The sequence below is a fragment of the Halorubrum distributum JCM 10118 genome (assembly GCF_000337335.1).
In the GTDB taxonomy this organism is placed as follows: Archaea; Halobacteriota; Halobacteria; order Halobacteriales; family Haloferacaceae; genus Halorubrum; species Halorubrum distributum.
In genome coordinates this window covers 113,039-134,270 of record NZ_AOJN01000039.1, presented here as the reverse complement: position 1 = coordinate 134,270, position 21,232 = coordinate 113,039, and the positions used below count along the sequence as shown (strand labels likewise).

Annotated in this window: 20 protein-coding genes; 4 read left to right on the top strand and 16 right to left on the bottom strand. The window is 73.4% G+C overall.

Annotated features, from left to right (window positions below; genetic code table 11):
• Positions 1-23 precede the first annotated feature (23 nt).
• The gene (locus tag C466_RS06780; RefSeq protein WP_004598130.1) at positions 24-1,178 is read left to right on the top strand and encodes a multicopper oxidase domain-containing protein; all 1,155 of its coding nucleotides are present in this window, start codon (positions 24-26) and stop codon (positions 1,176-1,178) included.
• Positions 1,179-1,219: 41 nt separating this feature from the next.
• Here the strand turns inward: C466_RS06780 and C466_RS06775 are convergent, their stop codons facing one another.
• The 3 genes from C466_RS06775 to npdG form a co-directional block, all read right to left on the bottom strand.
• Entirely contained in the window at positions 1,220-2,062 is an 843-nt protein-coding gene (locus tag C466_RS06775) for a polyprenyl synthetase family protein (protein WP_004598129.1), read from the bottom strand.
• 236 nt (positions 2,063-2,298) lie between these two features.
• The gene (locus tag C466_RS06770) at positions 2,299-3,351 is read right to left on the bottom strand and encodes a sensor histidine kinase (protein WP_239640327.1); all 1,053 of its coding nucleotides are present in this window, start codon (positions 3,349-3,351) and stop codon (positions 2,299-2,301) included.
• Between the two features lie 293 nt (positions 3,352-3,644).
• Positions 3,645-4,313 carry an NADPH-dependent F420 reductase gene (gene npdG / locus C466_RS06765; RefSeq protein WP_004598127.1) on the bottom strand — a complete coding sequence of 223 codons (669 nt, stop codon included), beginning with the start codon at positions 4,311-4,313 and terminating at the stop codon, positions 3,645-3,647.
• 141 nt (positions 4,314-4,454) lie between these two features.
• Here npdG and C466_RS06760 point away from each other — a divergent pair, with 141 nt between their 5' ends.
• Both C466_RS06760 and C466_RS16940 read left to right on the top strand, forming a co-directional pair.
• On the top strand, positions 4,455-4,760 hold the full coding sequence (locus C466_RS06760; protein ID WP_004598126.1) for a MazG nucleotide pyrophosphohydrolase domain-containing protein: 306 nt from the start codon (positions 4,455-4,457) through the stop codon (positions 4,758-4,760).
• Positions 4,761-4,806: 46 nt separating this feature from the next.
• A complete protein-coding gene (locus C466_RS16940) occupies positions 4,807-4,977 on the top strand; it encodes a hypothetical protein (protein WP_167320538.1) in 171 nt (56 codons plus the stop codon).
• Between the two features lie 62 nt (positions 4,978-5,039).
• Here the strand turns inward: C466_RS16940 and C466_RS06755 are convergent, their stop codons facing one another.
• The 3 genes from C466_RS06755 to C466_RS06745 form a co-directional block, all read right to left on the bottom strand.
• On the bottom strand, positions 5,040-6,794 hold the full coding sequence (locus C466_RS06755; protein ID WP_239641188.1) for a globin-coupled sensor protein: 1,755 nt from the start codon (positions 6,792-6,794) through the stop codon (positions 5,040-5,042).
• A gap of 117 nt (positions 6,795-6,911) precedes the next feature.
• The gene (gene fdhF, locus C466_RS06750; RefSeq protein WP_004598124.1) at positions 6,912-9,014 is read right to left on the bottom strand and encodes a formate dehydrogenase subunit alpha; all 2,103 of its coding nucleotides are present in this window, start codon (positions 9,012-9,014) and stop codon (positions 6,912-6,914) included.
• 99 nt (positions 9,015-9,113) lie between these two features.
• Complete coding sequence (locus C466_RS06745; RefSeq protein WP_004598123.1) at positions 9,114-10,058, bottom strand: hypothetical protein; 945 nt, start codon at positions 10,056-10,058, stop codon at positions 9,114-9,116.
• 186 nt (positions 10,059-10,244) lie between these two features.
• Between C466_RS06745 and C466_RS06740 the strand changes: the two genes are divergently transcribed.
• Positions 10,245-10,940: a helix-turn-helix domain-containing protein gene (locus tag C466_RS06740; protein ID WP_004598122.1), complete on the top strand. Its 696-nt coding sequence runs from the start codon at positions 10,245-10,247 to the stop codon at positions 10,938-10,940.
• Positions 10,941-10,955: 15 nt separating this feature from the next.
• Here C466_RS06740 and trxA read toward each other — a convergent pair whose 3' ends face one another.
• The 10 genes from trxA to C466_RS06690 all read right to left on the bottom strand — a co-directional run bounded on the left by trxA (position 10,956) and on the right by C466_RS06690 (position 20,699).
• Positions 10,956-11,444 (bottom strand): thioredoxin, encoded by a 489-nt coding sequence (gene trxA / locus C466_RS06735; protein WP_004598121.1) that lies wholly within the window; start codon positions 11,442-11,444, stop codon positions 10,956-10,958.
• 67 nt (positions 11,445-11,511) lie between these two features.
• Positions 11,512-13,101: a cobyric acid synthase gene (locus C466_RS06730; protein ID WP_004598120.1), complete on the bottom strand. Its 1,590-nt coding sequence runs from the start codon at positions 13,099-13,101 to the stop codon at positions 11,512-11,514.
• 19 nt (positions 13,102-13,120) lie between these two features.
• Positions 13,121-13,882, bottom strand: coding sequence for a cob(I)yrinic acid a,c-diamide adenosyltransferase (locus tag C466_RS06725; RefSeq protein WP_004598119.1), 762 nt, complete (start codon positions 13,880-13,882; stop codon positions 13,121-13,123).
• On the bottom strand, positions 13,879-14,643 hold the full coding sequence (locus tag C466_RS06720; RefSeq protein WP_004598118.1) for an adenosylcobinamide amidohydrolase: 765 nt from the start codon (positions 14,641-14,643) through the stop codon (positions 13,879-13,881). Before C466_RS06720 ends, C466_RS06725 begins: the two co-directional genes overlap by 4 nt.
• Positions 14,636-15,703 carry an aminotransferase class I/II-fold pyridoxal phosphate-dependent enzyme gene (locus C466_RS06715; protein ID WP_004598117.1) on the bottom strand — a complete coding sequence of 356 codons (1,068 nt, stop codon included), beginning with the start codon at positions 15,701-15,703 and terminating at the stop codon, positions 14,636-14,638. The genes C466_RS06720 and C466_RS06715 overlap by 8 nt, the downstream gene beginning before the upstream one ends.
• Positions 15,700-16,428 (bottom strand): GTP--adenosylcobinamide-phosphate guanylyltransferase, encoded by a 729-nt coding sequence (locus tag C466_RS06710; RefSeq protein ID WP_004598116.1) that lies wholly within the window; start codon positions 16,426-16,428, stop codon positions 15,700-15,702. The genes C466_RS06715 and C466_RS06710 overlap by 4 nt, the downstream gene beginning before the upstream one ends.
• Entirely contained in the window at positions 16,428-17,255 is an 828-nt protein-coding gene (gene cobS / locus C466_RS06705) for an adenosylcobinamide-GDP ribazoletransferase (protein WP_004598115.1), read from the bottom strand. Before cobS ends, C466_RS06710 begins: the two co-directional genes overlap by 1 nt.
• Positions 17,246-18,286 (bottom strand): CobD/CbiB family cobalamin biosynthesis protein, encoded by a 1,041-nt coding sequence (locus C466_RS06700; RefSeq protein ID WP_004599614.1) that lies wholly within the window; start codon positions 18,284-18,286, stop codon positions 17,246-17,248. Before C466_RS06700 ends, cobS begins: the two co-directional genes overlap by 10 nt.
• A complete protein-coding gene (locus tag C466_RS06695) occupies positions 18,286-19,608 on the bottom strand; it encodes a cobyrinic acid a,c-diamide synthase (RefSeq protein WP_004598113.1) in 1,323 nt (440 codons plus the stop codon). The genes C466_RS06700 and C466_RS06695 overlap by 1 nt, the downstream gene beginning before the upstream one ends.
• A complete protein-coding gene (locus C466_RS06690) occupies positions 19,605-20,699 on the bottom strand; it encodes a nicotinate-nucleotide--dimethylbenzimidazole phosphoribosyltransferase (RefSeq protein ID WP_004598112.1) in 1,095 nt (364 codons plus the stop codon). The genes C466_RS06695 and C466_RS06690 overlap by 4 nt, the downstream gene beginning before the upstream one ends.
• Positions 20,700-21,232 lie beyond the last annotated feature (533 nt).

Here is a 21,232-nt window from a genome sequence, read left to right as displayed (position 1 = left end):
GTCCCCGTCGCATCGCTTGAGACATGACGCACAGTGACTCCGGTTCCGACGGCGGCTTCGCGCGGCGAACGATCCTCCAGGCTGCGGGCCTCTCGGGCGTCGCCGGGCTGGCGGGCTGTATGAGCCAGACGGTCACCACCGCCGCGACCGGCGACGGCCCGGACGCGGCGCAGACCGACGACGAGGAGCCCGCGCTCCCCGAGACCGGGTCTCCGGAGGTCGTCGACCTCGACGAGCGCGGGCGCGAGGTGACGCTGCGCTCGGTCCACGCCCGACACCGCGCACATCCCGGCGACTCGCTCGGCGGCCCGGTCGAGATGCCGGTGACGTGGGCGTTCCAGGCCGACGACGGCACGCCGAGCGTGCCCGGCCCGGTCCTCCGGGCGACGGAGGGCGACGACCTGTCCATCACGCTCGACAACACCGACGGAGAGATGCCCCACACGATCCACTTCCACGGCGTCTCGAAGTCGTGGAAGGACGACGGCGTTCCGTCGACGACGGGAATCACCGTGATGCCCGGCGAGACGCACACCTACGAGATCGGCGCGGACGTTCCCGGCACCCACCTCTACCACTGCCACTTCAACACCCCGATGCACATGGACATGGGGATGTACGGGATCCTCCGCATCGACCCCGAGGGGTACGAGTCGGCCGACGTCGAGCAGTTCATGACGCTGAAAGACTGGGACACGCGGCTTTCCCGGTCGTACGGCGGCGAGGACGCCACCTACGACGTCCAGAACCGCCGGCCGGACGCGTTCACGATCAACGGGCGGGTCGCGCCGTACACGTTCAACCCCGACCGCGGCTCGCCGATCGTCGTCAGTCAGGGTGACACGGTGCGGCTTCACCTGGTCAACGCCGGGTTCATGGCCCACCCGATGCACACCCACAACCACCGGTTCCGCACGGTCGAGAAGGACGGCGCCGAGTACCCCGAGGTGATGCAGCTCCCGGAAGACGTGGTGAACGTCGCGCCCGCCGAGCGGTACACCGTCGAGTTCGAGGCGAACGCGGACCCCGGCATCTACCCGATGCACTGTCACAAGGTCGACCACGTCCAGAACGGCGGGATCTACCCCGGCGGGATGCTCACCGCCATCGTCTACGAGGGGGCGATGGGGACCGACGTGTTCGCGGACCTCATGGGGAAGGCCGGCTACGAGCTCTGAGGATCGGATAAAACGGGCCGCGTTGCCATTTCTCTCTCCGCTTACCGCTCGCGGACGACGACGAACTCCGCCAGGTCGCGGAGGTACTCGATCGCCTCGGTCTCGGGCGGGTCGGCGTCGTCGAGCGCGGCCAGCGCCCGCTCGGACTCCGTCCGAGCGCGCTCGTCGATCTCCTCGGGCGACAGCGACGTGACCTGGAGGACCGAGGGGCGGTCCATCTCCGCGTCCTGGCCGGTCGGCTTGCCGAGGTCGTCGGCGTCGGCGGTGGCGTCCAGTACGTCGTCGCGCATCTGGAAGGCGACGCCGACGCGCTCGGCGTACTCGCCGAACGAGTCGATCGCGTGCGGCTCCGCGCCGCCCGCGACCGCGCCCAGCTCGGCGGCGGCGCGGAACAGCGCGCCCGTCTTCCGGCGCGCGAGCTCCATGTACTCCTCCTCGTTCGTCGGTCGCGCCGCGAGCTCGGTCGCCTCGCCCTCGCCGAGTTCGACCATCGCCTCGGCGACGGTGCGCATCGCGCGCGGCTCCGCGGAGAACAGCGCGAACGCCTCGCCGAGCAGGCCGTCGCTGGCGATGATCGCCGGGCCGTAGCCGAACTCCGCCCAGGCGGCGGCGGTGCCCCGGCGGACCTCCGAGCGGTCGATGATGTCGTCGATCACGAGTGAGGCGTTGTGGACGAACTCGATGCCGGCCGCGAAGTCGACCGCCGCCTCGGGGTCGCCGTCGAACGCCTCGCAGGCGAGGACGGTCACCGCGGGCCGGACGCGCTTGCCGCCCGCGAGGACGACGTGGCCGACCTCGTCGGACAGCTCGTCGGGCTCGACGTCGTCGATGACCGACTCGATCCGGTCTTCGACCAGCCCGACCCGACGCTCCAAGTACTCCATCTACCGCCCGGAGGGTCCCGGCGCGCAAAGGCCTAACGGAACGCCTTCCGGACGCGAGATTCGGACGACTGCGACGACGCCACTCCGACCTCACTTACCGCCGTGGCGTCGCCGCCGGCTCTGTCGGCGGCCGCGAGCGGTGCGTCGCGCCTCCCTGCGCGCCCGCGAGCGGTCGTCCCCGGCGGCCGCGACGAGGCTGGGGAATTTGGCGGAGCTCACCGCCGAGCGTTTCGCCGTCACTCCGGCGACTCCACGCCGACGAACTCGAAGCGAGCGCCGCCCTCGGCGCTCTGCTCGACAGCTATCTTCCACCCGTGAGCGGTGGCGATCTGCTCGACGATACTCAGTCCGAGACCCACCCCGTCACCCCCCGTGGTCACGCCGTCGTCGAGCACCTGCCCGCGGAGGTCGTCCGGAATACCCGCGCCGGTGTCCTCGACGTAGAACCCCTCGGCGAGCGGTCCGACCGTGACGGTCACGTCCTCGCCGCCGTGCTGGATCGCGTTGCGGAACAGGTTCTCCAGGACCTGTCTCAGCCGGCTCTCGTCGGCGTAGATCTCGCCGTCGGTCTCGACGGTCAGCGACGCGTCCTCCGTCTCGACGCCGCCCCACGCCGACCGGCTCACCGCGCCGGGGCTCACGGGGACGACCTCCTCGATCTGGTCGCCGGCCTTCGTCAGCGAAACGAGGTCGTTGATCAGCGTGTTCATCCGCGTGAGCGCGTCGTCCGCCTTTTCGAGGTGCTCGCTGTCGGACTCCTCCCGAGCCATTTCGAGCCGCCCTTGGGCGACGTTCACCGGGTTTCGGAGGTCGTGACTGGCGATGTCGACGAACTGGTCCAGCTGTTCGTTCTTCCGTTCGAGGCGGTCGTTCGCCGCTTCGAGTTCGGTCACCGTCTCCGCGAGTAGCTCGTTCGTCCGGTTGATCCGGGCCGAATAGATGCCGATGACCGTGCCGAGCGCCGCGCCGACGCTCAACGACCCGGCGATCGAAAGCGCGATCGACGTCTCCGTCCGAGCGGCCATCTCTCCGAACCAAGCCCCGAGAACCGTGAACGCGAACAGTCCCGTTCCGGTCCATTTCAGCACGGTCCACCGTTTCGGCCCGACGACGCTGTCCGCTCGGAACCACCCGTAGGCGACCAATCCGACCCCGATAAGGCCCGGAACCGTCGCTTGGAGCGAGAGCACCCCCAACTCGACGTCCGCGGTCGCGCCTACCGCCGCCGTCGCGACGATGATCGACGCCCCCACGACAGTGACTGGATTCACCCGGCTGTTGGGGGTCATCGTCCTATGACACGTCTCGCCGGCCGGTATTTTAAAATATTGTGATAGTTCCGAGTTCGTGGCTATGGGTTGCTTCCCCGGCGGTATCTACCGGTTTCCGATAGCGAACCGGACCGATCGTCAGCTGTTATCAGAGGACGAACAGATAACGCCGCGGTTTCGTTACACTCCCGGCGGCCCCTGTTCGGGAGCATCTCCGCGTCAGTTAACCGGTGTACGACCGGAGCCGAACGGCGGCGAGCAGACGGGCGGTCGCTTGGCCCGGTTCACGCTCGGAACCGCCGCGCGCTCGCTCACTGGAACCTGACGCCGAGGTTGTGGAGGTCGTCGTTGTTCGACGCGACGTTGATGAGCAGCGGGGTCAACCCCTCGATTTCGGGTGCGTTGGCGATCCCGCCGGCGTCGAGCGCGCGCAGCCCCTCGATCCCCTCGGCGACGTCCGCGACCGTCCGCTTCGCGTCCGCGTCGTCGCCGATGACGAGCGTGTCGACGCCGAGGTCGGCGTCGAGGTTCGCCAGTCGCGCGGCCGCGAGGTTGTGGAACGCGCCGACGACCGCGACGCCCTCGGGCGCCGCGTCGGCGACGATCTCCGTCACCGAGCCCGCGCCGGGCTTGTGGTAGTGGAACCCCTCGTCGTCGCGTTTCATCCCCGTCGCGGGCGAGACCAGGACGTCGCCGTCCTCCAGCGACTCCGCCACCGCCTCGACGGTGTCGCCGACGTGGTACGGCGGGACCGCGAGGACGACGATCCGGGCGTCGGCGGCGACCGCGGCGTTCTCGCCGCCCGCGACGGTCGCGTCGAGCCCGCGGCTCTCCAGCTCGGTCGTGTACTCTTCGGCCTTGTTCTCGGCCTTCTCGGCCTCCCTTGACCCGACCGCGACCCGGTGGGGCGTGTCCGCCGCCAGCCGCAGCGCGAGCCCCTCGCCGATGTCGCCGGTGCCGCCCAAGATGGCGATTTTCATACGATCCGTCGGGTCGCTCGCGTCTTAGGGGTTGCGCGACCGGCCGTCTTCGCCACGGTCGAAATCGTCGCGGTCGAGGTCGCCCGGTCCGCCCCGGTCGAAGTCGGGGGCTTCTTGTCCGAACGCGCGGAGGCGACGCCCATGGACGAGCAGGACCGCGTCGCGGCGTTCGTCGACGAGTACGGGTTAGAGACCGACCTCGCGTACCACGCGCTCGACTTGGAGAGCGAGGTCGGCGAGATCGCGAAGGAGGTGACCACCTCGACCGACTACGGACGCAACCCCGCCGCCGCGTCGATCGCGACCGACGAGATCGGGGACGCGCTGTTCGCGCTGCTCGCGCTCGCCGAGGCGGCCGGCGTCGACGCCGACGAGGCGCTCGACGAGGCGCTGGCGAAGTACGAGACGCGGATCGCGTCGTCGGGCGACCCCGGGTCCGGGCAGTAGGACGCGCGAAGCGTCGGTTCAAGTACGCCGAGGGCCTATCGGGCCTATGGCCCAGACTCCGTCGCTGGCGCTCCGCTACGTCGCCTGCGACGCCTGCGAGACGGTGTTCGCGCGACCGGACGACCCCGACGAGCCGACCGCCTGCGATCGGTGCGGTACCCGCCCCCTCCGCGAACTCACTGGGATCCGGGGCCCGGACGCCTACTTCGCGCCCTGAGGCCGGTCGGGCTGCGGCCGCGACCCTCGGGACGCGGGTGAAGCGGCCGCCCCGAGACCGGTTTACCGCAGGTCGTCCATCTCCAGCTCTCCGGCCGCGATCGCGCGGAGCTCCGCCTCGGAGAGGCGATCGATCACGAACTGGGGCATCCCGTCCGGGAGCCCGGGGGGTATCGACCGACCGCCGTCCGACGCGTCCGCTCGACCCCCGCCGCTCGTCTCCGTCGGTCGCCGACCGCCGTCCGTGCGAGACACTCCTCGGGGGCCGCCGTCCCCGCCGGTGTCCGCGGACAGGCGGCGCACGGTCCGTTCGACCTCCTCGACCGCCGCCGACTGGCGCTCGCTTTCGGCGGCCAGCTCCTGCATCCGCTCGCTGATCCGGTTCGACTGCTCGACCACCCCGTCGATCGTCGCGGCGATCTCCTCGGCGGCGGCGGCCTGCTCGTCGGTCACGTCCGAGACCTCGTCGATCCCGTCCGCCGTCTCCGTCACCGCCTCGGCGATGGCCGTGAGGCTCTCCGTCGCGTCGCCGACGCGCTCGCTCCCCTCGTCGACTCGCACCGTCGTCTCCGAGAGGCTCTCGACCGTCTCCTCGGTGTCGGTGCGGATCCCGTCGACCATCGACTCGATGTCGCTCGCGTGTCGCTGCGACTCCTCAGCGAGCGACTTGATCTCGTCGGCGACGACGCCGAACCCGGCGCCGGCCTCGCCGGCCCGCGCCGCCTCGATCGAGGCGTTCAGCGCGAGCAGGTTCGTCTGGTCGGCGATCCCGTTGATCGCGTCGACGAACTCGTCTATCTCCTCGACGCGCTCTTGCAGCGCCTCGACGTCCTCCGCCACCTCGTCGACGGCGTCGCCGATGTCGTCCATGGCGGCCGCGGCGTCGTCGGCCGCGTCCCGGCCGTCCTCCGCGAGCGTCTCCGCCCGGCTGCTCGTGCGTTCGACCTCGTCCGCGGTCGACGCCACCTCCTCGACCGTCGCCGAGAGGTTCGCCACCTCGGAGGAGATCTCGGCGACCCGGTCCGACTGGTCCTCGGCCGCGTCGCCGACCTCGGCGGCGCTGTCGGCGACGTCGTCCGCCGACTCGCGCAGGTCGCCGATCGGCCCTTCGACCTCGTCTTCCACCTCCGCCATCAGCCGCTCGTTCTCCTCGACGACCTCCGAGAGCTTCTCGCTGTACGAGTGGATGTAGGTGTCCGTGACGACCTGCATGTCGAGGTTGACGATCCGGAGGACGGAGAGCAGGTCCTCGATCGCGTCGTCGACCTCCTCCTCTATCGCCGTCGCGGTCGCGTCGTCGACCGTCGCATCGGCGGCGTCGGGAGCCAGCCGGTCCGTGAGCGAGTCGACGAGGCGGTCGCCGATGAGCGGGAGGATGAGGTCGTAGTACACGCCGTACTGGCCGATGTAGTGTTTCATCGGCATCTCCAGCATGTCGTGGATCTTGCCGATTCGCGCCCGGTCCTCGAAGTACCCCTCTCCGTAGTCGCCCTCCGCGAGCGTCACGAGGTACGCCGACTGCGTCCGCTTGAGCTGTTCGAGCCCCTTCTCCGACCGGCCGATCACGTCGACCGTCTGCTGGTGGCCGGTGAGGTTCTCGTAGAAGTCTTCGGCGATCCGGTCCGCGTTCTCCGCGAACGCGTCCTCGTACCGGCTCAGCCGCCGCTCGTCCTCCTCGTCGAAGCCGACGAACTCCTTCCGCCACGCGATCTCGTCTGCGTCGAGCCCGATCTCGTCGACCAGCTCGGCGACGTCGAGCCCGTCGTTCAAGCCACCTTGGCCGAAGTCGCCTCGGCCGTACTCTCCAGATGTAGCCATACGGGAGGCTCTCCGCTTGGGTTATATAAACGGCAACTCCCGCGTCTCACGAGTGATAGCGGCCTCGTGCGGTGTCGCTCCCGGACGGAAAACAGATCTCGGGGCGTCGACGACCGGTCAGTCGTCGCCGGCCGCCTCGCCTCTGTCGCCCGCCTCGCCGGCGGCGGCCGGTTCGACGGTGACTGCCGAGTGCTTGAACTCCGGGATTCCGGCCTCGGGATCGAGCGCGTCGCCCGTCAGGGCGTTCGCGAGCGGTTCCGCGTAGTGGAACGTACAGAACGTCACGCCCTCGCGGACCGCCGGGGTGACGTCGGCCGTGACCTCGACGGACCCCCGGTCGTTCGAGACGGTCACCCGGTCGCCGTCCTCGATCCCGCGGTCGGCCGCGTCGTCCGGGTGGATCTGGAGCGCGTCCTCGCCGCGCATCGCCATCAGGCGGTCAGAGCGCCGGCTGAGCGCCCCGCTGTTGAACTGCTGGAGCACGCGCCCGGTCGTGAGGGTCACCTCGCCGGCGGCGAGGTCGTCCGCGGGCGGGACCGGGTCGACGACCGCGAGCGGCGCGGTGCGCTCGCCGGTGAGGAACTCCTCTGCGTGTAACACGTCCGTTCCGACGCCCTCGTCGGCCGAGAAGGGCCACCGCTGGTAGCCGTCACCGATGCCATCGTAGCTCATCCCTTCGTATATCGGGGCGAGGCGCGTCAGCTCGTCGAACGCCGCCTCCGGGCCGTCGTAGTCGAACGCCTCCGGGCGGTCCGTGAGCCGCCGGCCGAGGTCGGCGAGGATCGCGAAGTCGCGCCGGGCGTTCCCCGGCAGGTCGGCGTTCGGCCGCATCCGCATCACGCGCCGGTCGGTGTTCGTCACGGTGCCGGCCTTCTCGGCCCACGCGCTCCCGGGGAGGACCACGTCGGCGTGCGCCGCCGTCCGCGTCTCGAACAGGTCGATGACGACGCAGAAGTCGAGGTCGTCGAACGCCGACGCGACCGCGGTCGCGTTCGGCTCGGTGACCGCGGGATTCTCGCCGAAGACGACAGCGGCGCGCACGTCGTCGCCGAAGCGGTGGGTCGCCTCCACCTCGGTGAGGCCGGGTTCGCTCGGCGGCTCGACGCCCCACTCCGCGGCGACGCGCTCGCGGGCGTCCGGGTCGGTCACGGGCTCATAGCCGGGGAGCACGCTCGGGAGCCCGCCCACGTCGCTCGCGCCCTGGACGTTGTTCTGGCCCCGCAGCGGGTTCACCCCGGTCCCGGGGCGACCGACGTTGCCGGTCAGCAGCGCGAGGTTGAGCAGGGCGTGGACGTTGTCGGTGCCGCAGCGGTGCTGGCTCGTCCCCATCCCCGTCACGATCGCGGCGCGGTCGGCCCCGCCGTACGCCCGCGCGGCCTCGCGGACCGTCTCCGGGTCGACCCCGGCCGCCTCGGCGCTCGCGGCGACGCCCACCTCGGCGAGGTGCTCGCGCAGCCGGTCGAACCCGGTCGCCCGCTCCGCGAGGAACTCCTCGTCGACGAGGTCCTCCTCGACGAGGACCGCGGCGATCGCGTTCGCCACCTCGATGTCGGTGCCCGGCCGCAGCGGGAGGTGGACGTCGGCCGCCTCGGTCGTGTCGTTCGCGCGCGGATCGACGTGGACCAGCGTCGCGCCGTCGCGGATCGCCGGGAGGACGTACGACCGGAACGCCACGGGGTGTTGTTCGGCCGGGTTGGCGCCGTTGACGAAGATGCAGTCCGCCTCGCTCAGGTCGTCGAGGGTGTTCGTCATCGCGCCCGCCCCGAGCCGCTCGCTCATCGCCGCGACCGTCGAGGCGTGACAGAGCCGCGCGCAGTTGTCGACGTTGTTCGTGCCGAGGACGCGCGCGAGCTTCTGGAGCACGTAGTTCTCCTCGTTCGTGCAGTTCGAGGAGGCGAAGAACTGGACCGCGTCCGGGCCGTGCTCGTCGACGACGCGGCCGATCCCGTCGACGACGCGGTCGAGCGCCTCCTCCCACGGCGCCGTGACGAAGTTCCCGTTGTGTCGGACCAGCGGCTCCGTGAGGCGGTCGTCGCTGTCGACCACGTCGAACGCGGCCGCCCCTTTCGGGCAGATCTCGCCGCGCTCGTTCACCGGCCCCTCGACGCCGGTCGCGCTTCCCCGCCCGGCGTACTCGATCGAACAGCCGACGCCGCAGAACGGGCAGACGGTGGGATTCGACTCGAAGCGCCGCTCGTCGGTCTCGGTCGGGTCGGTCATCGACCGTCGATAGGGGCTCCACGACCCTCCCGGTGCCACCGGAGTTGCGTGGTGTTTTAAGCCGCCGCGCGCTCGCCGTGGCGGCCCGCCCGGCGACGGTCACCCCGTCACGGTGTCGCCGCCGACCGGCGCCACGCGGCTGCCGAGCGACAGGACTCCAGAGGTCACGAGGCAGGCGGTGAACGCGATGGTGCCGAGCTTCCCGCCGAAGCCGACGAAGTACGGCGCCGCGCCGACGAACGCCACGCCGGCGACTCCGCCGGCCAGCAGCATCGGCCCGGGCCCCGGGATCCGCTCCGGCGTCGCCATCCCGGCGAACGACGCGCAGAATGCGACCGCCGCGACCGCGTCGCCCGCGGCGAACAGCGGCGGACAGACGACGCCGGCGACGAGCCCGATGACCGCGGAGCCGACGACCGGACCGTGGTCGAGCCGGACGCTCACGAGGAACGTGGCGACGGCGGCGAGGGGCGCCGCGACGACGAGTCCCGCCGCGACGCGCGGCTCCGGGATCGTCCCCGTCCCGGGGGCCAGCCCGCCGAACGCCGCCACCGGCAGGCAGCCGACGAACGCCGTCGTCCCGAGCTTGCCGCCGAACCCGTTGAACGCGCGCTTGGCGGCCACGAACGCGACGGCGGCCGCGAGGCCCGCGGCGACGACCGCTCCGACGTCGGCGCCGGCCGCCGGGGTGACCATCCCGACGAACGAGCCGCAGTACGCAGGGGCGCCGTACGTCTCCGAGAGGAGGACCGCGCAGAGTCCGACGAGCGCCGACGCCACGATCGGCCCGACGCCCACCTCGACGGAGAGCGCGTAGGTGACCGGGGCCGCCGCGGCCACGGCGGTCGCGTTGCCGATGTCGGTTCGCGTGACGCGGAAGCCGTCCGTCCGCAGCGCGTATCGAGTCTCCCTCGCGACGGTGTATCCGAGGCTCGTCGCCGCGAGCGCGGCGGCGAGGGCGAAGACCAGCAGCGCGACGCCGTCTTCCGTCCCGGTTCCCGCTCCGCCGTCGGCGATCAGACCGGCCGTCGCCGCGACGCTCATCGCGCCCCCAGCGCCGGCCAGGGCGGTCGCCCCGAGGGCGTGGATCGCTCGTTTCACGGCCGTGGGTCCGGGGCGCCCACCGATACCGACCGACCCTCAGTACTGCGGGTGTTCTCGGGCACCCCGACACAGCGCCCCGTCTGTCTGGGATCAGGCCTTTGTACCCGTCGCTCTAAGCCCGAATCGATGGAATCCGGAGGGGAGTCGGCTGACGACGGCGTGGAGGCCGCGCCGAACGGCGTCCGTGCGGGCGTCGCGATCCACGGGACGGGGAACTGTCCGGTCGTCGCCGCGTCGACCGCCCACGACGGCCCGATCACGGGCGTCAACTGGACGCACGCGGGCGACACGCACACCGAGGAGTTTCGCGCCCGCGATCCGGACGCCGTCGACGCCGCGGAGGGCGTTCCCTCGCCCGCGTCGGTCGTCGACCTCGGCGACGAGCGGGTGTACCGGTACGACCGCCCGCGGGACGGGGAGTGCGCCTGCCGGATCATCGAGGAGCTGGACTGCCCGATCGCGGACGCGCGGGCCGAGGACGGCGTCCTCCTCTTAACGCTCCACCTTCCCGACCTCGAACGCCTGCGCGACATCGTCTCGGCGCTCGACGGGACCGCGGACCGCGTCGAGGTCCGCTACCTCGTCCACGGCGCGTCGCGCGGCGACGAGGTGTCCGATCGGACGCTCGTCGACCGCGGCCGGCTCACCGACCGCCAGTGTGAGGTGTTGCGGACCGCCTATCGCATGGGCTACTTCGAGCGCCCGCGCGACGCCAACGCGAGCGCGGTCGCCGACGCGCTCGATATCGCGCCCTCGACGTTCGCCGAGCACCTCGCGACGGCACAGCGGAAGCTCCTCGAAGAGACGCTCGCGGAGAACTGACCGCTCCGTCCCGGCTCAGGCGGCGTGCTCGTCGATCGCGGCTTCGAGCGTCGCGCGGTCCTGCGCGCCGACGAACCGGTCGACCGCCTCGCCGTCCGCGTACAGGACGAGCGTCGGGATGCTGCGCGCCCCCAGCTGCTGGGCGACCGCCTGATTGGCGTCCACGTCGACCTTGGCGACCGCGGCGTCGGTCTCCGCCGCGAGCGCCTCGACCGTCGGCTCCATCATCTGACACGGGCCGCACCAGTCGGCGTAACAGTCCACGAGGACGACGTCGTGGTCGTCGACCGCGCGCTGAAGCTCCTCCGTTCCGTTCACGTGGATCGGCTCGTTCGGAGTCGCCGATCCGCCGCCGTCGCCCGTCTCGGTTCCGGCGCCGCCGTCGAGCGCGTCGCCATCGTCGAGACGCGCTTCGAGCTCCCGCCGCTTCCGTTCGCGGATGCGCTCGCGCTCCGTCTTCGCGTCGTCCCCCGCCGAATCGTTCGCGTCGGCTGCGTCGCTCATACTCCAGTATTGGGTACTTGGGACAATATACCTTCCGCCTCCGGATCCGCTCGACGCCCCACTCTGCTCACCCGCCGAGGCCGCCGAGCCCGGCCGCGGCCAGGTCCACGTGGTCCGCGACGAGGTCGGCCGCCTGCTCGTACGGGGAGCGATCGGCCCTCCATGCGTCCGGCCGCGTCCGCCCCGCGCTCGCGAAGACGCTCTCGACGAAGGCGTCTCGCACCGCCGCCGTCTCGAAGAGCCCGTGGAGGTAGGTCCCGAGGACCTGGTCGGTGGCGACGCTCTCGGTGCCGAGAGGCTCGATCGCGACCGAGGCCGCTTCCGCCTCCTCAACCCCGTCGAGGGGCCGCGTCCGCCCCGCGCGGATCTCGTACCCGGTCGCGCGCCCCTCGGCGCCCGCGATCGGACCGACGCCGTCGACGGCGCACGTCACGCGCTCGACGCGCTTGTCGGTCGAGAACTCGGTCTCGACGGGGAGGAGCCCGACTCCCGGAACGGTCTCGCGGTCGCCGACGCCCTCGACGTCGGCGTCGACGAGCCGATCCCCGAGGAGCTGGTACCCGCCGCAGACGCCGACCACGGGGCCGTCGAACGCGCGCAGCGCCGCGTCGAATCCCGCCTCGCGGAGCGCGAGCAGGTCGTCGACGGTGTTCTTCGAGCCCGGGAGGACGACCGCGTCGACCTCGTCGAGCGCGGCGCCGAGCGGCAGGTAGCCCACCCGGACGCCCGGCTCGCGCGCCAGCGGCTCCAAGTCGGTGAAGTTGGAGATCCGCGGGAGCCGCGGGACCCCGATCCGGACGCTCGCGTCCTCGGGGACGCCGTCGTCGTCGCCGAGCACGCCGGGGTCGATCCCGTCGTCGGCCCTCTCTGCGTCCGGCAGCGAGAGGCTGTCCTCCGCCGGGAGCCCCGGGTCGTCGTGCGGGACGACGCCGACGATCGGCACGCCCGTTCGCTCCTCGATCTCGGCGATACCGGGCTCTAAGAGGGTCGGGTCGCCGCGGAACTTCGTTATCACGGCGCCGCAGACGCGCTCGCGGAGGTCATCGGGGAGCAGTTCGAGGGTCCCGTAGAGGCTCGCGAACGCGCCGCCGCGCTCGATGTCGACCGCGATCAGAATCTTAGCGTCCGCGAACCGGGCGCACTCGACGTTCGCGAGGTCGCGGTCGCGGAGGTTGATCTCGGCGACGCTCCCCGCCCCCTCCGCGACGATCACGTCATGCTCGGCCGCGAGGCGCTCGTGGGCCGCGACCGCGGCCGCGCGGGCGTCGTCCCAGTGGTCGTCGTAGTACGCCGACGCGGGGGCGTTCGCGACCGCCTCGCCGTCGACGATCACCTGGCTCTCACCGCCGCCGCGGGGCTTGAGCAGGACGGGGTTCATGTCTGTCGTCGCCGGGACCTCGGCCGCCCGCGCTTGGACGTGCTGTGAGACGCCGATTTCGCCCCACTCGCCGTCGGGCGTCAGCGCCACCCGCGCGTTGTTGCTCATGTTCTGCGCCTTGTACGGGGCGACCGAGGCCCCTCGACGCGCGAGCAGCCGGCAGAGGCCGGCCGCCAGCGTGCTCTTGCCGACGTGGCTCGCGGTGCCCGCGATCAGGACGGTGTCGGCGTCGGCCGCGGCGTCGGCGTCCGTCCCGACAGTCGCGTCGGCGTCGCTCACGCGAACCCGGCCCCCATCCTCAGTACTCCGTTCCCCGGCGGGCGCGCTGGCCGTCGTCGAACGGGTGCGCGACCTTCCGGACGTTCGTGATCAGGTCGGCGACGCCGTCGAGGTAGTCGGGCTCGGCGTGGCTCCCGGTGAGGACGAGTTCGAGCCCCTCGGGTTTCGACTCGGCGAGCGCGACGATCTCGTCCGAGTCGACGAGCCCGCGATCGGCCGCGTACAGCAGCTCGTCGAGTATCAGCATGTGGACGCCCTCCTCGGGGTCGCCGTCGAGCGGGAGCGGCTCGGCCAGATCCGCGTCGGCCGCGCCCGCGACGAGTGCCTCCGCGCGCTCGAAGGCGGCCGCGGCCTTCGCCTCGTGCTCGTCGTCGGCCGAGCCGTCGAGTAGGCCGTGCCAGCCGTAGTGGCCGGCGTTCTCGTAGGAGAACCCCGGCACGGCCGCGATCGCGTTGTACTCGCCGCGGACGCCCTCAACGCTGTCCGCGCCGCCCTTCATGAACTGTAGCATGTGGACGCGGTGGCCGTGGCCCGCCGCGCGGAACCCCATCCCCATCGCCGCCGTGGTCTTCCCCTTGCCGTCCCCCCACCACGCCTGAACGAGCCCGAACTCCGCGGGCGCGGCGGGCTCGATCGGCTGCGGCTCGGGGGCCGCGCCGCCGCCCGGGGTGCGGGCGGCGCGGTCGTCGTTCGTCGGCGTCCCGTCGCCGTCGGTCCGCTCGGTCTCGCCGTCGGTCGATGCCTCCGCTTCCGCGTCCGTGTCGTCGTGGTTCGTTGTCATGGGTCGAAAACCTCCGCCCGCTCGTCGGTGACGACGCCGTGTTCGGCGTCGGCCGCCGGGCCGGGCACGTCGCCGTCCGGGTACCGCGACCGCAGGCCCGCGCGGACCGCGTCCCGGACGCAGGCGCGGGCCGCTCCGCCGACCGCCGTGGCGCTGCCCGAGAACTCCGCGGGCTCGCCCGCCGGGTCGTCGCCGACGACGACGGCGTCGCTCGTCGTTCCCGGGACGCCCGCCGCCGCGAGCAGCGTCGCCGCCTTCGCCTCGGCCGCGACCGCGACGAGGTTCGCCGCGGCGCCGGGCGCCAGCCGCCGCGTCGTCCCGACGATCAGGTTGACCGTTCCGGGGTCTGGGCGCCCCTCGGTGCGCCCCGTCGCCTCGCGCGACTCGGTCGGGCCCGCCGTCCCCGCGGTCGACGCGGCCTCGGGCTCCACCGGCAGCATCGCGGGGTTCGAGAGCCCGACCGTCGCGTACGCGACGACGGGACCGAGCCGCGCGCCTCGGGCGTGGTCCATCGAGACGCCCGTAAACAGCGTCGGGGCGGCGTCGCGGTCGCCGCCGACGTTACCCTCGGCACCGAACTCCGCCCGCGCCAGCCGCTCGTCGCGGTAGGCCGCGAGGTCGGTCCGGTCGAACCCCTCCGGGACGGTCACGTTGTACGCGGTCGCCGCCCGCGACCGCCCCCCGTCCCAGCCGGTCGAGAGCCAGCGCGTCCCCGGCCGTCTGAGCCGGAGGACCCCCTCGCGAACCGTCGCCTCAAACATCGCTCTCCACCCCTCCGTCACCGTCCGACCCGCCCTCTCCGGCCCCGCCACCGCCGACGCCCAACGCCGCCAGCAGGCGGTCGTTCTCCGCCGGGCGGCGCACCGCGACCCGGACGTGCGAGTCGAGGCCGCGGAAGCTCCGCGCGTCGCGGATCGCGACGCCCCGGTCGCGGGCGCGCTCGACGACGCGGTCGACGTCGCGGTCGCCGACGTCGAGGAGCAGGAACGGCGCCTCGGAGGGCGCCACCTCGTAGCGCTCCGAGAGCGCGTCGCGCAGCCGCTCGCGCTCCAGCCGGACGCGCTCGTGGGTATCGCGGACGAAACCCTCCTGTCGGAGGCAGTACTCCCCGGTCGCGAGCGCCGGGGCGCTCAGGTTCCACGTCCGGCGGGCGCCCCGCAGCGCCGCGCCGAGGTCGCCCGTCGCGACCGCGAAGCCGGCCCGGATCCCGGGGAGGCCGAACAGCTTGGTGAGCGCCCGCGCGACGACGACGCCGTCGGTCCTCGCGAGCGACTCGCGCTCCGTGAACCCGAGGAACGCCTCGTCGACGAGCAGCACCGTGTCGGTCTCTCGACAGCGCTCCGCGAACGCGAGCAGCGCATCGCGGTCGTAGCCGGTTCCGGTCGGGTTGTTCGGCGTGCAGACGACCGCCAGCGCGTGGCCCCTCGGGTCGGCGTCGAGGACGCGGTCGGCGTCGACGAACGCCGGCTCGCCGCCCCGAAGCCGGACCTCGCGGGCGTACTCGCCGAAGCTCGGCGCAGGGAGCAGGGCCGTGTCGCCGTCGTCGACCGCGAGCGAGACCGCGAGCCGGATCGCCGCCAGCCCGCCCGGCGTCGGCACGACCTGCTCCGGATCGCAGTCTACGTAGTCGGCGGCGGCCGCCCGGAACGCGTCCGGCGGCTCCGGCGGGTACGTCCGCGCCGTCTCGAAGGCCGCGCGGTACACGCGCTCGACCCCGTCGGGGACCTCGGGGTTCGCGTTCGCGCTGAAATCCAGCAGGTCGGAGTCGTCGCTGCTGCCGTGCGGCTCGCGGCCGAGAGACGTCGCCCGCTCTCGGTTCACTGTGATTCACCTCCCCCGGACCTCGCCCCTGCGTCGCCCGCGTCGAGCCAGTCGACCCCGCCGCTCGGAAGGTCGGGCGCGTCACGGTCGCCGGCGAGGATCCGCTCGGCCAGCCGGCGGTCCTCGGGGCGGTTGACGTTGACGGCGAGGCGGGCGTCGCGGGTCGCGCGGACCGCCTCGTCGCCCGCGCCGTCGAGCGCCCCGACGACGTTGATCCCGGCGGGGACGCGCTCGGCGGGTGAACCGCCACCGCCGCCCCCGTCGTCGTACCGCGTCGCGGCGTCGGCGCTCGCGCCCAGCTCGCGCTTGCGCGCAGCGGGCACCCGGACCGACAGCGCGTCGGCGTCGGCCGCGCGGTGGGCGTCGAGGACCGCGTCGACCGCCGGCCCGTCGAGCAGCGGGAGGTCGGCCGCGAGGGTGAGCGTCGGCGCCGTCGGTCCCTCGGCCAACGCCGCCTGGAGGTCCGCGACGTAGCCGTCGCCCGGCGTGTCGACGACGACGAGTTCGAGCGGTCCCCCCGTCGCAGCCCCGTTCCCGCCGTCGCCCTGCCGCGCGACCAGCCGCTCTCGCGTCCGCGGAGTCTGCGGAGAGACGGCCGCGTACGCGGTCTCGACGCGGCTCGCGGCGAGGGCGTCGAGCGCGCGGTCGACCATCGCGCGTCCGGCGACCGGCGCGAGCGGCTTCTCGCCGTCGCCGCCCAGTCGCGTGCCGCGGCCGCCGCACATCACGAGAGCGTCCACGCGATCACCCCCGCGTGGAGCCCGACGACGCGGGCGAGTTCGTTCGTCGCGCCGAGGACGTCGCCGCTGACCCCGCCGAGTCGCGAGCGCGCCCACGCTAACACGAGCGCGGCGGCGACGCCCGCGGCGGTGAGCACGACGGCGATCGGGACGACGGAGCCGGGTTGGACGGCGACCGAGGCGACGGAGCCGGGCCGGCCGGCCGGCCACCCGAGCAGCAGTACGGGCGCCGTCGCGAGCGCGACGCCGACGAGCGCTCGGGGGCCGGAGGGCTCGGTCAGCGCGGAGCCGAGCCCCTCGTGCGGAGCCTCTCCGACGCAGACGAGCGTCGCCGTTGCGCCCTTCGCGGCCACCTCGGCGGCGACAACGATGACGATCGCGTCGACGAGCGAGAGGCGGGCGACGTCCGCGAGCACCGTCGCGGCGGTCACGAGTCCGACGACGACCAGGGCGAGCGCGAGCGTTCCGCCGACGCCGAGCGCGGAGTCCTTCATGACCTCGCGTCGCCGGTCGGCGTCGCCGTGGACGACCGCCGCGTCGCCCAAGTCGGCGACCCCGTCGAGGTGGGTGATCCCGGTGACGAGGGAGACCCACGCGGCGAACGCGACCCCGACCGTGAGCGACGGGACTCGGACCGGGAGCAGCGTCGCGGCGGCGACGGGCAGCGCGAGGAGGGCGCCGATCGGGTACCCGACCGCCGGTATGGCCGCGGGCGTCCGCCGGAACGCCTCCCAGTCGCCCTCGCCGCCGCCCACGGGGATCCGAGAGAGGAAGCCGAGCGCGCCCCGGAGCGCGGCGACCGTCAGGACCACGCGATCACCCCCGAGAACGCGAGGAACCATCCCGCCGCGGCCGCGACCGCGACGCCGCCGGCGGCGCGGACAAGTCGCACGGCGTCCCGGGCGGCCGCGGGCGTCGGCGGCGCCGCCCCGCCGTCGAGGGCGTACGCCCCCGGCTTCTCCAAGCGAACCCCGAGCGCGACCGCGGCCGTCGCCATCGGCCATCCCGAGTTCGGCGAGGCTGGCTCGCGGGCCAGCGGCCGCGCGCGCCGCAGGCTCTCGGGCGACCGGGCGGCGACGGCGAGACAACACGCCGCGGCCCGCGCCGGGAGGTACATGACGGCGTCGTCGAGGCGGGCGCTCGCCCGGCCCACCGGCTTCGACCGGTAGCCGAGCATCGAGTCGAGCGTGTTCACGGCCTTCGCCCAGGCCGCGGCCGAGACGCCCGCGGCGAGGGCGGTCTCGGCGAGTTCAGCGGTCGGCGCTCCACCGGCGACCGCGCCGAGCGCGACACCCCCGGTCGCCCCGAGCGCGACACCCCCGGTCGCCCCGAGCGCGAACCAGAGCAGCGGCGCGACGAACCCGTCCGCGAGGTTCTCGGCCGCGCTCTCGACCGCCGCGCTCCGGAGGTCGGCCGGCGAGAGATCCCCCGTGTCGCGCCCGACGAGCGCCCGGACGGACTCGCGGGCCGCCTCGGGGTCCGCCTCGCTCTCGTCGACCACGTCGCGGGTCACGTCGAGCAGCATCCGGAGGCTCGCGGCCGAGAAGAGCACGGCGGCCGCAACGGCGACGGCGAGGACCGGAACGCCGTCGACTCGCGGTCCGTTCTCGGCCGCGAGCCAGACACCTCCGCCGGCGACCGCGGCCGCGGCGAGCGGGAGCGCGACCGCGACCACGACGCCGACGAGCCCCGGCCTGGCCCACTCGCGGTCGAACGGCCCGACGATCCGCCCGAACAGTGCGACCGGATGGATCCGCCGCGGCGGCTCAGCGACCAAGAGGTCCAGCGCGACCGCGAGGAAGAGCGGGGCAAGCAGGGTGGCGGCGGGGGCGATTTTCGCCATCATCGCTGTTCCACCTCGTCGAGGAACGCGTCGAACGCCCCGCTCGCGGCGTGGACGTGACAGTACGTCCCGAGCGTGCGGTACTCGGTCAGCCCGTCCCGGTCGCCGTCGATCCCGGTCCCGCGCTCAACGTCGAAGGCGAACCGCGCGTCGGACGCGACGTCGGCCGCGGAGTAGTGGAACTCGTGGCCGCGGAGCCGCTCGCCGCCGCTCGCCGTGAGTGCGTCCCGCCGCGCGCGCAGTTCGACGTGATCGAGCGCCTGGTACCGCTCGCGGCGCTCGACCGTCGCGGGGAGGACGCCCGCCATCTCGTGGGTGTCCCCGTCGACCGTCGACAGCGTCTCCGCGAGCGCCATCAGCCCGCCGCACTCGCCGAGGACGGGCGTGCCCTCGGACGCGACGGTCGCGATCGACCCGAGCGCCGGGCCCTCGGCGAGCGCTTCGGCGTGGAGCTCCGGGTAGCCGCCGGGGAGGTAGACGCCGTCGCAGGGCGGGAGGTCGTCGCCGGTCGCGGGCGCGAACGGGACCACCGTCGCGCGCTCGCTCAGGCGCTCGCGGGTGGCCGGGTAGACGAACCGGAAGGCCTCGTCGTCGGCGACTGCGATCCGCGGGCCCTCGCCGCTCTTCGGGGAGTTCCCGGCGGACGGCTCGGTCGCGGCCGGCGTCGGCTCCCGAGCGAGGTCGAGCAGGCGGTCGGTCCGGAGCGTCTCGGCGGCCGCGTCGAGCGCGTCGGCGTCGAGCGGCGCCTCCTCGCCCATTCGGAGCCCGAGATGGCGGTCGGGGATCTCCAGGTCCTCGCGCGGCGGGACCCGGCCGCAGTAGGCGAGCTCGTCGGGGAGCGCCTCGCGGATCCCCTCCTCGTGGCGGCCGCCGTGCGCCCGCTGGGCGATCACGCCGGCCACGTCGACGTCGTGGGACGTCCGGTCGGCGTACCTCGCGAAGCCGAGCGCGGTCGCCGCGACGCTCTCCATCCCGGCGCTCGCGTCGACGACGAGGACGACCGGGAGGTCCAGCGCGGCCGCAACGCCGGCCGTGCTCGCGGCGTCGCCGTCGTACAGCCCCATCATCCCCTCGACGACGCAGACGTCGCCCTCGCCGCGGGCGTAGTTGCGCCGGAGCCCGTCCTCACCCTGAAGCCACGGGTCCAGCGTCCGCGACGGGCGTCCCGCGACCCGGGCGTGGTGGCTCGGGTCGATGAAGTCCGGGCCCGCCTTCGCGGGCTGGACGGTCCGCCCCGCGTTCTCGAACGCGCGCAGCGTCGCGAGCGCCGCCACGGTCTTGCCGACGCCGGAGGCCGTGCCGGCGAGGACGAGCCCCCTCACCGCGGGCCGCCCCCGTTCGCGGCGGGACGTCCGTCCTCCCCGTCGATTCCCGCACGCTCGGCGAGCAGGCGGTCGGTCACGGCGGCGATCCGATCGCGGACGGCGGCGTCGGCGACGCCGGCGCGGTCAGCGAGCGCGAGCGCCCCGCCCATGCCGACGCCCTCCTTCGCCTCGCCGCGGGCGTACGCCGTCAGCGCCGGGTGGTCGCTCTCGCCGAATCCGGGGTCGGCGGCGGCGAGCGTCAGGTCGAGGTCGGCGGCGAGCGCCGGCAGGTCCGCGGTCGGGTCGTCGGCGACGAGCGACGTGGTCGCCAGCGGGAGCGGGCGGTCGACGCCGGCGTGCCGGGCGAGCGCCGCCGCGGCTGCGAGCTGTGTGCCGCCGGCGAGGGTGACGTCGATCCCGGCGTCCGCGCAGCCGACGATCAGGCCGGCGACGGCGGCGAGGACCGGATCGCCCGCCAGTCGGACCGCCTCGATCGGATCGTCCGCCGCGTCGCCCGGGTCGATGCCGCTCGCGTCGAGTCCCTCGGCGACGACGCGGCGCTTGCGCTCGATCGGGTTCGCCGGCAGCGACGAGGAGACGGCGGCGCGCTCGCCCAGCGCGGTCAACGCGCCGAGCGCGGTCGTCGTCCCGCCGGGGATCGTCTCCGCGACGAGCAGCTCGGTGTCGTCTCCCGCTTCCCTCTCTCCGTCGGACGCGGCGAGTTCCGGCGCCAGCGAGCGGGCGCGCTCGAAGACGGTCGCCGCCTCTGGGACCGGTTCCGGGTCTCGGAGGTCGCCGCCCGGCGAGGCGCCGACGTCGCGGACCGTCGCCGCGCTCGGCGCGTCGAGCCCGGCGTCGAGGAACTCGACGGGGAGCGACTCGGGGCCGAGCAGTTCGCGGACCGCCCGGGTGACGACCGCAGGCGTCGGACAGCCGCTCGGGCTCACCGGTACGGGCGACCCCGGCGCGGGGCGCCCCGCCTCGACGATCTCGAGGTCCGCGCTCGGCGTGTGGACGCGCAGCTCCGGGTCTGCGCCCGCGGCGCTGATCCCGTCGATGGCGGCCGTCTCGGTCGTCCCCGCGACGACGACGAGCCTCACCTCGCCCATCCGGACCACCCTCCGTCGAGCCCGCGGTCTCCCGGCGCGGCGTCGATGTGTACCACTGGCGGTTCATCGATACAAGTGAACTTTAATCGATCGACGCGGGGCGATCGGGAGCGTGCGGGCCGCGGCTCGGTCGAGAAGCGCGGCGCGTGTGCTTTCCCTCGATTCGTCGCGTCGTGTCCCTCTGTCTCTCGCTCGGGTCGCTGGCCGACCGCCCGGGGGAACGCTCGGCGGTCGGCGCGGCCCGGCGCGGACGAGCGCTCGGCCGGACTCCGGCGGATGCGAACGCCCGCGCCCACGGATCCGTCGCAGTCCTCGACGCATAAATCAGGCGCGCGTGGACGGACGGCGCGTCCGACCGTGACGATCGCGGGAGATCGCGGGCGTCCGACCGTGTGAGAGCCGGATGCGTGCCGGTCCGGTTTCCTTGTTACCTCTCCCCACGCGACCCGCGGAGCGAAGCGGTTAAGGGCGGACCGCGGGTATTTCCGCCAACTCGCTGGTGCGGACACAGCGGGCACTCGCCGCCGAGGCGT